The 13,344-nt window shown below is 37.8% G+C and carries 6 protein-coding genes and 1 riboswitch; of the genes, 3 read left to right on the forward strand and 3 right to left on the reverse strand.

The genetic code is table 11. The features are described from left to right. Positions 1–272 precede the first annotated feature (272 nt). Positions 273–386, forward strand: a riboswitch (cyclic di-GMP riboswitch). 259 nt (positions 387–645) lie between these two features. After that, positions 646–6,072, forward strand: coding sequence for an S-layer homology domain-containing protein (locus tag B9O19_RS07780; protein ID WP_158648951.1), 5,427 nt, complete (start codon positions 646–648; stop codon positions 6,070–6,072). Between the two features lie 79 nt (positions 6,073–6,151). Here B9O19_RS07780 and B9O19_RS07785 read toward each other — a convergent pair whose 3' ends face one another. Next, positions 6,152–6,709 (reverse strand): N-acetylmuramoyl-L-alanine amidase family protein, encoded by a 558-nt coding sequence (locus tag B9O19_RS07785; RefSeq protein WP_102365885.1) that lies wholly within the window; start codon positions 6,707–6,709, stop codon positions 6,152–6,154. 484 nt (positions 6,710–7,193) lie between these two features. Here B9O19_RS07785 and B9O19_RS07790 point away from each other — a divergent pair, with 484 nt between their 5' ends. Then, a complete protein-coding gene (locus B9O19_RS07790; protein ID WP_102365886.1) occupies positions 7,194–8,501 on the forward strand; it encodes a UDP-N-acetylglucosamine 1-carboxyvinyltransferase in 1,308 nt (435 codons plus the stop codon). A gap of 78 nt (positions 8,502–8,579) precedes the next feature. Then, positions 8,580–9,341, forward strand: coding sequence for an MBL fold metallo-hydrolase (locus tag B9O19_RS07795; protein WP_102365887.1), 762 nt, complete (start codon positions 8,580–8,582; stop codon positions 9,339–9,341). A gap of 945 nt (positions 9,342–10,286) precedes the next feature. Here B9O19_RS07795 and B9O19_RS07800 read toward each other — a convergent pair. Beyond that, entirely contained in the window at positions 10,287–10,724 is a 438-nt protein-coding gene (locus B9O19_RS07800) for a hypothetical protein (protein WP_102365888.1), read from the reverse strand. Continuing rightward, positions 10,705–12,435: an ABC transporter ATP-binding protein gene (locus tag B9O19_RS07805; RefSeq protein ID WP_102365889.1), complete on the reverse strand. Its 1,731-nt coding sequence runs from the start codon at positions 12,433–12,435 to the stop codon at positions 10,705–10,707. The genes B9O19_RS07800 and B9O19_RS07805 overlap by 20 nt, the downstream gene beginning before the upstream one ends. Positions 12,436–13,344: the final 909 nt, after the last annotated feature.

A 13,344-nucleotide genomic window follows, 5' to 3' on the forward strand; every position in this document is an offset into this window, starting at 1 on the left:
TTAAGACATGGGCGTATTAGCCGTATATCATTAAATGTTTTGTAACAAATGTAATCAAATAATAATTAATGGAATAAAATTTGCATAAAAAACCACAAAACGATTGGAACTTTGTGCCAATTTATGAACAGGTGTATTGTGTAAATTTACTAAATCACTAGTATTTTTTTTATATATTATTCTAGAGATAGAATATTGACTTTTTCGACGTTTCGTTGTATAATGTATACACAAATCCAAGAGATACTGTTACTTTGGATATTAACAAAAGAATTAAATATTGGCAAACTATTTGAAAAAATAGGTCGCAAAGCTTTAGAGACTAAGTTGACCATTATAAGCAATATGCTTTTATGGAAGTTTCAATATGTCAGTCAGCTGCCTCCTACGCGAGTACCTGGGCGGTATTTGGCCGCTTTTTTCTTACCCTATTATACACGCTTTTTGGTTTAAAAATTCTAATGTTTTGAATAATTCGAATTCAGTGTGCAAAATATGGATTAATACACAGTTTTGCGCAGCGCGAACAAGAAAAGCGTTTCGTAAAAAGAAGCGGAAACTATAGAAATATTTTTATTCTATAGTTTTAAATAATAATTGCAAAAAATAAAATAATATAAATTTTTTAGAGGGATGTGTAAATTAATGAAAGTAAAAAAGAGAGCAGTTCGTTCTACTTTGGCTTGGATTATAACAGTCGCTATGATGGCTTCTATGTTTGTATCTTTGCCTGTTTTTGCAGACGAGGAGAAGTCATATGATTATAACAACGTTCAGTCTTCAAATGTTACATCAAATGGATATTGGACTGACGTAGATAATTATGATATAAGCTGGTATACAGGAAACGAAAATAGCGGATCATATGATTTAACTGATTCTGCCGATCTTGCAGGTCTTGCTTATTTGATAAATAATCAAAATGTAAGCTTTGGCGGGAAAACTATAAACTTAACAGGCTCTACATATGATATGTCAGCTCATTATTGGGTTCCCATTTCCGCGTGTTCAGGAGCAGGTCCTCATACCGGCGGCTCAAATTGTACTGCTTGGAGCGGAACTTTTGTGATAAAGGGTTCAGAATCTTCAACAATAACCGGTCTTAATATTATTGACACAGTTGCCCCGGCATCAAATGCGGCAAATTATAATTATTACACAGGGTTTATTGGACACATGAATGGTGATGTTGAAATAAGCAATATAGTGTTTGATAATTGTAATGTAGAAGATAAAGGAAATACTGTTGTTCAGGATTACAGCAGCGGCGCTGCCGTTGTGATCGGCGAAGCCAGAGGAGACAGCAAATTTAATAATGTAATTGTTCAGAACTCTGTTATTTCCGGATGCACAAAGGTCGCAGCCTTTTTAGGACTAAAAAATGGTTCTAATGGAGGTCTTACATTTACAGACTGTGCGTCAAATAATAATACATTTAAAGCGCTTTATTATTATAACGCTATAGTTGGTGTTACTATTTCTTCAACTGCTACAGTTGTTGTTTTTGATAATACTTCTTCGGTTAATGATACTTTTGAAAAGTTTGACCCGAATAATGAAGCTCAATATTTTGGAGACGGCAATTATATTACTTACAACGGAATTGAGTATCTTCCTTTAGCACAAACTATCGGCGGCGTAAAATATGACGACGCTTTGGTTGTGGGAACAACAAAGGCTTTGGCAGCAGTTTTAGGAACTGAAGCTAAGGAAATTGTTGTTAACGGAACAACTTATCATGTTGGAGAAACTGCGGTAGACAATGTTGCTAAGATAAACAGAAATGGAAAAGATGTATATTACACATCATTAAATGAAGCGCTGCAGAATGCTCAAAATGGTGAAACTATAGTTCCGGCAAGTGAGAATGTTGTAATAACAACTGCTGTAATAGCAGATTTAAATGCTGATATCACATTGTCAGGATTTAATTTTGGAGACGGCGGTTCTCTTATAGTTAAGGGAGAACATGCGTTTAACCTTGAAAACTGTAAGTTTGAAGCAACTATACCATATAGCGCAGCATCAGGAGTCAGAACACCTGTAAAGCTGAATAACCATGGTAAGACAACAGTTAAAAATAATACGTTTGGAACAGCAAACGATGGAGTATATTACAATGCTGTAGAATTTGATGTAGGCAGTGAAACCGCTAAAACCGGAATTACAGTGGCTGACGGCACTGAAATATCCGGAAACAGTTTTGGTAAAATATCTAATAATTCAATCAGTATTTATAATGTTGATGAGGGAGCTACTATTACTATAAAAAATAATGAGTACAAAGTAGCCGCTAACGCATTGAGACTAAGCAATGGATTAGTTGATAAAGTAAACGCTGTATTTAATATTGAGAACGAATGGTATAAAGCGACTGGTACCGGAGATTATGCTGGCTACGCATTATTCCAACGCTCATACGGCGGAACAGTTCAGCAGGATATGACAGGTTATGTGATTAACTTTACAGACCTAAAATATGGAGCAGATAAAACAATTGTTACTTCAAATGACCCGCAGCAATATTATGTTTGGGACGGAAGCAAAATTGTGAACGATAATAATGTTCCTAACGTAACGTTTAATGATTCAACTCCGACACAGTCGCCTGAACCAACGGCAGAACCTGTAGCAAAGATAAACAGAGAGGGAAAAGATGTATATTATCAGTCCCTTAAAGCAGCTATAGAAGATGCAAAGGTAAACGAGACAATAACTCCTGCTTCAGGCTCAGTTGTAATAACAACTGCAGAGAACGCAGTCCTTGCTAATGATATAACAGTATCAGGGTTTAATTTCGGAGACGGTGGAGCGCTTACAGTGAGCGGAAACGGAGCATTTACAATTACTGATTGTAAATTTGAAGCAACTGCCGCTGGAGTAAAAACACCATTGAATCTTAAAAATTATGGAAAGACTATAGTAAAGAACAACACATTTGGAACTGAAAATGATGGTGTTTACTATAATGCTGTAGAGTTTGATGTAGGCAGTGAAGTAAATAAAAATGGTGTTAAAGTAGCGGATGGAACAGAAATATCCGGGAATCATTTTGGAAAGATAACTCATAATGGAATCAGTATATATAATGTTGAAGAGAATGCTACGATTACTATAAAGGATAATATATACGAAATATCAGCTAGCGCTTTAAGGCTTAGCAACGGTTTGGTTGATAAAGTAAATGCAATTTTTAACATAGAAAATGAGTGGTATAAGACAACTGACCCAACAGAAGGATGGGAAGGATATGCAACTTTACAGACCGTGTATAAAAATGGTAATCCTGAACAGGATGTTACAGGATATGTGCTGAACTTTAAAAACTTATATTATGGCGACGAGAGTAATAAAAAGGTGGCAGAAGACGGAGATGGAGTGCAGCAGATTGTTGTATGGAATGGAACTGATTTCGTAACTGACGCTGAAAAACTACCAACAGTATCAATTACAAATGATGTTTTGCCGACTCAGTCTCCTGAAGCAACAGCAACAACAGAGCCGTCAGCAACACCCGAAGCAACGGCAACAACAGAGCCATCAGCGACACCTGAGGCAACGGCAACAACAGAGCCGTCAGCAACACCTGAGGCAACGGCAACAACAGAGCCTTCAGCAACACCTGAGGCAACAGCAACAACAGAGCCGTCAGCAACACCTGAAGCAACGGCAACAACAGAGCCGTCAGCAACACCTGAAGCAACGGCAACAACAGAGCCGTCAGCAACACCTGAAGCAACGGCAACAACAGAGCCGTCAGCAACACCTGAAGCAACGGCAACAACAGAGCCGTCAGCAACACCTGAAGCAACGGCAACAACAGAGCCGTCAGCAACACCTGAAGCAACGGCAACAACAGAGCCGTCAGCGACACCTGAAGCAACGGCAACAACAGAGCCGTCAGCGACACCTGAGGCAACGGCAACAACAGAGCCGTCAGCGACACCTGAGGCAACAGCAACAACAGAACCGTCAGCAACACCTGAAGTAACGGCAACACCAGAGGTGTCAGCAACACCAGAAGTATCAGCGACACCAGAAGTGTCAGCAACACCGGAAGTAACAGCAACACCAGAGGTGTCAGCAACACCAGAAGTATCAGCGACACCGGAAGTGTCAGCAACACCGGAAGTATCAGCAACACCGGAAGTGTCAGCAACACCGGAAGTATCAGCAACACCGGAAGTATCAGCAACACCGGAAGTATCAGCGACACCGGAAGTATCAGCGACACCAGAAGTGTCAGCAACACCGGAAGTAACAGCAACACCGGAAGTAACGGCAACACCGGAAGTAACGGCAACACCGGAAGTAACGGCAACACCGGAAGTATCAGCAACACCGGAAGTAACGGCAACACCGGAAGTAACGGCAACACCGGAAGTATCAGCAACACCTGAGGCAACGGCAACAACAGAGCCATCAGCGACACCTGAGGCAACGGCAACGGCAAAACCAACATCGGCTCCTGTTGTAGTACCTACCCCGTATCCAACAGCGACAGTAAAACCAAACGCACCAACTGCAACACCTATGCCTGAGTATCAGGTTCAGATAAGTGCGTCAGAAGAGATTTCTGAAGTTTTATTGGTAAATAAGGCTACCGGTGAAACAATTGCATTGGATATGGAAGTTTCAGAAGCAGGTGAAATTACATTTGTGGGTTCAGCTCCAAAGGGTAATTATGAAATCGTGGCTAAAGCCGTAAGCGGTAAAGAAGTTGACGTAGCTCAAAGTGATAATTCATTAAAGGTTAATGATGATAAAACAGAAGCTGTAGTTGTGGCTACTGAGGAAAGCAGCATTGATTATATTGAAATTAAAAATGCTCCTGATACGGTTTCATATACAGAAGGTTCAACATTTAAACCGGCAGGTTTAGTTATTACGGTTCATTATAAAGACGGAACATCACAAGATGTAGCTTATGATGAATCTACAAAGAGCGGGTTTACATTTAAGCCAGGATTAGACGTTTCTCTTCCAAGTGCGGACGCTTATGTCGGCGATACCTATGTAAGAGTGATTTATGGCAACAAATATGCTGATCAAAATGTAACATTCGTTATGAACAGTGCTGAGATTGAAATTACGGCGCCGAAATCAAATGCTGCGGCAACGTTTGCAGCTGCTGTAGAAGAAGGTTCATACTATTATTCAGGTATTATTACTTGGAGTCCTAATGTAGAACAAGGCGGAAAGTTTGATTATGGTACAGTATATACAGCAACAGTAACATTGGCGGCAAAAGACGGATATAGTTTTGCTGACAATGCAAAAGCATTAGTTAACGGTAATGAAGCAGAAGTTAATGAGATTAGTCCGGACGGAAAAACTATGACTGTTTCATATACATTCGATAAAACCGGTTATAAAAACAGCGGAAATAGTGGAAACAGCGGACACAGTACCGGAGGAACTTCAACACCTAAGCCGGCTGAGACTGCAAATCCTAATGTTTCAGCTTCACCGGAGCCGACAAAGAACCCGTCTTCATGGACTAACCCATTTAATGATGTTAACACATCTGATTGGTTCTATGACGGAGTTAAGTATGTAAATGAAAACGGTTTGATGAATGGTATCGAAACAGATACATTCGGCCCGTATGAAAACATAACCAGAGGAATGTTTGTAACAGTGCTCCACAGAATGGAAAATCAGCCTAAGACTGATATGACAAACTTTGGATTTACAGATGTTCCGGAAGGATTTTACTATAGAGAAGCTATTGGCTGGGCGTCTGCGAACGGAGTAGTAAATGGTTATACAGACACCGAGTTTGCTCCCGACCAAATTATAACTCGTGAACAAATGGCGGCAATGATTTACCGTTATGTTGTTTCAAAGGGTATGGGTCCTGTAGGATCATGGATGATTAACTTAGATTACAATGATGTAAGCAGTATTTCCGATTACGCATTCGAAGCAGTAACATATAATAAGATAATCGGTATAATGAGCGGAGACGATAACAATAACTTCAATCCGCAAACGGCAGCTAACAGAGCCGAGGCGTCATTGGTATTCCAAAGATTAGCGAATTTTATAGGTCAGCAAAAAGCTGAATAAAATACTTTAGAAAATAAAGTGCTGATTATTAAAGCCGTTCCAAATTATTTGGAACGGCTTTTAGCTTTAGATTTTATGTCTATCGTTTTATATAATTATTTATTCCGTCGGCAATGGCGGAAGCCATTTTATTTTGCCAGAGAGGGCTGTTAAGATTCAGTGCTTCAGTCGGATTTGAAAGGTATCCGAGTTCTACCAGCACAGCCGGCATTCTTGTGTTTCGCAGAACTGAGAAGTTGGCTTGCCTTACGCCATTATCTTTTACTCCTAACCGCTGAACAACTGAGTCTTGTATCGATTGCGCAAGCTGGGCGGAACGAGTGCCAAGCCTGTATACATAGGTTTCAAAGCCGTTTACTGCCGGATCCAGCGAGCTATTGGTGTGAATGCTGATAAAATAATCAGCGCCCCAATCATTAGCTGTTTGTGCACGTTTTCTTAAATCAGCAGCTATGGGTGTTATAACATTTTCATCATTTGTGGTTCTGTATTCTCTAACATCATATCCCATGTTTCTAAGATTGTTAGCTAAAGCGGTTGCAACAGCAAGATTGACATTTGCTTCAATCACTCCGTTGCCAACGGCGCCGGGATTTGTTCCTCCATGTCCGGCGTCTACAAATATTTTTGTTGCCATATGAATTCCTCCTAAATATAAATCAGAAATTGTGCCGGAACAATATCTCTCACTTCATTATATTAATATGTATGAATTTGGTGAAACATGAAAAAATATATCAAACCGTGTCATCTGCAAATTTTTAGTGTTTATTTGATTTTTAAAGCAAGCGTAATCAATACGTAATATTTTTGTGTTACAATATATGTGACGATGGTATAGAGCCGGCGTTTTTTGTGCGTCTTGTATCAGTGTCTGTTTACAGATACAAGATATAGCGCTATCAATGCGATTGAGGGATTTATCTATGCAAAAGATATAAATCTTATAGTGTTTGACAGGGCTTTTTGTCAAATTCTTTTAAAAACATAGATATGCTCTTGCCAAAAAATTTATTTGTGTTATAATATTTGTTGGTTTATAAATTTTTTATAAATAGAAACGTGAATATTTGCAGCTTCGGCTTACATAATTAATGCTATTTATTTGGGGGCATTTTATAATGAATAATGAAGAGAAAATGGTAATTTTAGGCGGTGTTAAACTGCATGGCGAAGTTAAGATAAGCGGTGCTAAAAACTCTGCTGTTGCCATTCTTGTCGCGTCTATATTAGTAAAGGGAAAGTGTGTTATAGAAAACGTTCCCCATGTAAGTGATATTCTTGATTTGATTGACATAATAAACGGATTGGGCGGTGTGGCTGAATTTGTCGGAGAGGATACGGTTGAGGTTGACTGTTCTGATTTGACGGATTATGTTGCGTCATATGACAGCGTAAGAAAGATACGTGCGTCGTCGTACCTTATGGGTGCTCTGCTGGGCAGGCTTAAAAAGGCTAGCGTAGCTTTGCCAGGAGGCTGTGATTTTGGAGTTCGCCCGATTGACCAGCATATTAAGGGGTTTGAAGCGCTTGGAGCAAAAGTTGATATAGAGTATGGGATGGTTAATATAACGGCAGACGAGCTTGTTGGCGATACAGTCTATCTTGACGTCGTATCTGTAGGCGCCACAATCAATATAATGCTGGCAGCCGCACTTGCTGACGGAATTACTGTTATAGACAGTGCCGCTAAAGAGCCTCATGTGGTTGATGTAGCTAACTTTTTGAACTCTATGGGGGCGAATATTAAAGGCGCAGGAACTGATGTTATTAAAATCAGAGGCGTTAAAGAACTTCACGGCGGAACATTCAGCGTTATACCTGACCAGATTGAGGCCGGAACTTTTATGATTGCCGCTGCCGCAACCCGCGGGGATGTTATGGTTACCAATATTATTCCTAAGCATATGGAATCTCTCAGTGCTAAGCTGGAAGAAATGGGCGTGGGCGTAGAGGAGTATGACGAGGCGATAAGGATTTATGTAGACAAGCCGGAACTAAAGCGCGCTAATGTAAAAACACAGCCGTATCCAGGTTTCCCAACCGACTTGCAGCCTCAGATGCTTACCTTGCTGACTGTGGCAAAAGGAACAAGCATAATGAAAGAAAACGTTTGGGATAATCGCTTTAAATATATTGATGAACTTAATAGAATGGGCGCTAATGTAAATGTTGAAGGCAAGGATGTTGCCGTTGTTGAGGGCGGAAGCCGTTTGACAGGCGCGCCTGTGTGCGCAACGGACCTGAGAGCCGGCGCAGCTATGGTAATCGCCGCATTGATAGCAGACGGAGTTACTGAGATTTATAATCTTCAGTATATTGACAGGGGTTATGAAAACCTGGAAGAAAAGCTGAGAGCGCTTGGGGCGCAGATAACACGCCGAAATGTTAACCCTATGCCCGGAGTTCTGAGTGCTGTAAACGTATAAATTGTGATAGATATTGGGGATTGATTGCGGTGCGCCGCGCCAATCCTTTTTATTTAGAAGACTAAATATGGTGATTTTATGAAAATACATTCTTTAAAAAGCGGGAGCAAAGGCAATGCCAGTCTTGTATATACAGACAAAACTAAAATATTAGTTGACTGCGGTATAAGCGGAAAAGCTGTAAAAACCGCTATGGCTGATATTGGCTTTGAGCCCGGGGATCTTGACGGTATAGTTGTCACACATGAGCATGCTGACCATATTAAGGGAATAGGCGTTATGATGAGACGGTATAACGTCCCGGTATATGCGAACTCAATGACCTGGTCCGCAATCATGACTAATGATTTAGGAAAGCTTAATGATGATAAAATAAAGATTTTTGAGGGAGTTGAGCCATTTTCTATTGGAGATATCGGTATAAAGCCGTTTCCGATTCCTCATGACGCAGCATACCCGGTTGGTTATTGTTTTGATGACGGAAGGTGCCGGGCGGCGGTGGCTACCGATATGGGGTTTCTGACTGAAGAGGTGTTTCGTGAGATTGGCGGCTGTAAAACGGTTTTGTTAGAATCCAACCATGATATAGGGATGCTTGAGGTGGGACCTTATCCATATCCTCTGAAGCAAAGAATTTTAGGTAAGCTGGGTCATCTATCGAATGATGACGCGGCTAAGGCAACTGAGTTTCTTGTAAGAATGGGAGCCGAAAAAATAATTTTGGGCCATTTAAGTGAAGAAAATAATTATCCTAAGCTAGCGTATGAAACTGTAAAATTTGGAATATCAAAGGCAGATATAGCTGTAGGCCGTGATTTAGAACTTTTGGTTGCTACATAAAATAGAATGATACAAAAATTAGTGCCGAGATAATTGAACCTTAATAAATATGAACTTTATTAATTGTATTATTATTATAAAAATATATACGGCAGTAATTATTACGTTTTAAGCAGACATACTACTGATATCGTTTAAAAAACGGTGTCAGTTTTTATTTTGCCGAATTTGTTTGTAAAGTAACCATATGTATTCATTAGACTTCTCAGTTACATAAATTTACTCAAATAAACTTATTAATAAAGTTTATTTTGTATTTGTCAGGAAGATTTATTCAATAAAATGTCTTAGAAATTTTACCGATTTATTTTGACTGCGTTTTATTGAACTGTGAATTAGGTTAAAGAATAATTACGTTAACAACAGAAATACATATTATTATGATGTCTAAACTTGACGATAAAATTCTCTGTATTTTAAGTTTTTGTGTTTATTATTATGTTTGAAACAAAATAAATGTTTAATTAGTATACAATTATACTGGAACAATATAAGCAGATTTCAGGTTAACCGCTTGTTTTAGAGATTAAAATAACTGTAATCTTTTTATAAAATGATTTAATTTGATATACACTTAACTTTGGAAAAATTCTTACTATTATATATTTTTTCTCAAAATAAAAAACTACTATGGCTTACTTTACCATAATAGTTTTTTTAGATTATTATTCGTTATTATTGGTTTGATTTAAAAACTCAGTGATTTTCCACTGGAGAAATTTATAGTTATAAAATTAATATAAAATTTTCAAGTAGTTATATTTTATAAGTTTTTTTACATTTTAAATTATATCACTTTTTAGTAGTTAATTAGAAAGGTAAAAACGCTGTAAGTTATGAATAGAACTTTATTTAATGACTTATCTTTAGGTTATTATATCCAATTCCCGGAACAGCTTTTTTCAAATATAATTGTTGAATATTATCTGTATAGGTTTAAAGTTATTATAACTTATCAGTTAAATTATCATTATTATGTATGTATTTACCTACATTATATTTACTTCTTATGGTATAAGACCTTCCTGTGGAATCATGAATCACAAACATTATTTTACTATTAGGGTCAATAGTTTTGTTATTGATGTTATCTTTTAATAACCGTATAAATAATTTTTTATCATAGAAAAATACTACGTTTTCTTCCGGCTCCAAGACATAAGGTGTTTTTACAGAAACTAATTTGTCAAACAGTTCTTTTCCAAATCCTTCAGTCAATATTAATATAAAACTATCCTTTAGTTTTATCCCCCAATTATTTATGACAATTTTTTTGTTTCCAATATTAGAAATACTCGTTGCAACGTGTAATTTTATATATGCTTTGTAAGCATGTATTGAATAGTGGAACCTTCCGGTTGTATTACTGAAACTGCATTTCATAGTAGTGAGCATAAATTCCGTTTTGATCCATTAATTCCTTAAATGTGCCTCGTTCTGCAATCCGGTTTTCAGCAATAACATATATTTCATCAGCGTTCCGTATTGTAGACAGCCTGTGGGCAATTGTGATAGTTGTGCGGTCTTTGGCAAGTTCTTCGAGACTTTCTTGGATATATCGTTCGCTTTCATTGTCAAGGGCGCTGGTGGCTTCATCTAATATCAGAATGGGAGGATTTTTCAAAAATACTCTCGCTATTGATATACGCTGTTTCTGACCACCGGAAAGTCTGGTTCCGCGTTCACCGATAAATGTGTCATAGCCGTCCGGAAGTTCTTCTATAAAATCATGTATATTAGCTTTTTTCGCAGCTTCTATTATTTCGTCTGCAGTTGCGTCAGGTTTTCCGTAGGAGATGTTTTCCCGGATGGTTCCGCAAAACAGATAAACATCCTGCTGCACAATGCCTATTTGGCTTCTGAGACTTTTTAGAGTTAGACCGCGTACGTCGTGACCGTCAATAGTAATACGTCCGTCCGTTACGTCATAGAATCTCGGAAGCAGAGAGCAGATAGTGGTCTTTCCGCTGCCTGACGGCCCGACAAGAGCAATAGAACGTCCGGCAGGAATTTTGAATGAAAGATTGGACAATACAAGCGCGTCATCATCGCTGTAATGGAACGATACATTTTCAAAGGAAACATCACCATTCACATTTTCCAGGACTTTCGCGCCGGGGCTGTCCTTTATGTCAGGTTCGGTTTCAACAACAGACAAAAAGCGGCGGAATCCCGACAGACCTTTTTGTATCATCTCGGTGAGTTCAACCAATATCTGTATAGGGCTGATAAATATTCCGATATATAACGCATACATTGCAAGGTCTCCTGCCTGCATTTGTCCGTGAGCAATTAGATAGCCGCCGAATACAAGTGTGACAAGATACATCATGCCCTGAAAAAATAGGTTCCAGCCCATAAAGTTTCCCATACAGCTATAGTTATTCCTTTTGGAAATCAAGAAAGCGTGATTGCTCTTTTGAAATTTATTGCGTTCAACTTCCTCGTTGGCAAAAGCCTGAACAACCCGGATTCCGGACAAGGTATCCTGGAGGCTGGCGTTGACGTCGCCTATTTTACGGCGGTTCTCCATAAATGTTGCCTGCATTCGCTTATTTTGGCTCATAGAGAAAAGAAACATCAGAAAAACCAACACAACCATAGGAATGGCAAGTTTCCAGTTTATAATAAACAAAAAGGTAAAAGAACCTACTATTTTTATTAATGATATAAACAGGTTTTCCGGGCCGTGGTGTGCAAACTCGGCAATATCAAAAAGGTCAGAGACGAGTTTGCTCATCATTTGACCGGAGTTGTTTTGATCATAATATGAAAATGAAAGTTTTTCATAATGGTCAAAAAGCTGTTGACGCATATCACGCTCCATATTTGCGCCCATCATATGGCCTTGGTAGCTGACATAGTATTTGCAAAGGCTTTGAATTATGTACATTGTGAGCAGAGCCAGCGCTATAGGAATTAGGGCGTTAACAATAGTGGCGGTGTCACGTGTGAACAATGTTCTAGTCAATGTGCGCAGGATTTGCGGAAAGGCCAGGTCAACGGCGCTGATAACAGTTGCGCAGATGAGGTCTAAGAAAAACACGGTTTTATATGGACCATAGTATTTTATAAATTTTTTAAGAGTGTGCATGGTGGGTATCTCCTTTCTGTTTTTGTTTTTATTGATTCAGTCTTGATTATACCGAGTGTTAATCGGTTTAATCCTGGATAGATAGTTAACTGAGAGTTACTCAACATTATATACGGATTGGCAGATAAAGTCAAATTATAAAATAGAATAATTAAAGTAAAAATTTTATTTTGTTTCTATGATGTAGAAAAGATACATATTCTCTAGATTAAAAGATAGTTATATAAAGAGTCGTTATAGGGGTTAATAGTTTTAATCTATTTAATTACTACTTATATATTAAATAAATAGCAATAAAAATAAACGAGACAATAATGTTTTTAATAAGATATAAAAATCATAAAAAAAGTTATACCCAAATTTAGTGTTCAAAATTAATTCTTCTTATATTATGGGCATTATTTTATTAGCCTAATCTCTTAGAAACTTTAATAATTTGTTGATAATGACCCATATATCCTGTACATATATTTTATAAGCAAATAATACATAAGCAGACAAAGTTAAAGGATGTAAGATAAAAGGCAGGATTATATACGGTCGTGCAAAAGTATTAGATAAAAAGTTAACTCAAGCTATTTTAGATTTTTATTTATATAATTAACAAGAGAAATACTATTAAATAAATTATGTCATTCTAAACTATAAGGTATCATCTCATTTTATTGCGGAGGTATGGCATAATCACCTGGATTCTATATTGCTTTCTATTCAGCCTTAGCGATATTATATAAGAAATAACAAGAAGCGGTGATATTTACGGCGAATTTAAAGAGTAAATTGTGGTATAAGATTATAACTAAATAGCTTATATGTTCTTATATAAACGCATATATAAAAGAAATTACCATAAAAATAAATTTATGCTGTTTTTTATTATTCCTTAGATATATGTAGTTATTATATAAT

It is taken from the genome of Monoglobus pectinilyticus (assembly GCF_002874775.1).
Lineage (GTDB): Bacteria > Bacillota > Clostridia > Monoglobales > Monoglobaceae > Monoglobus > Monoglobus pectinilyticus.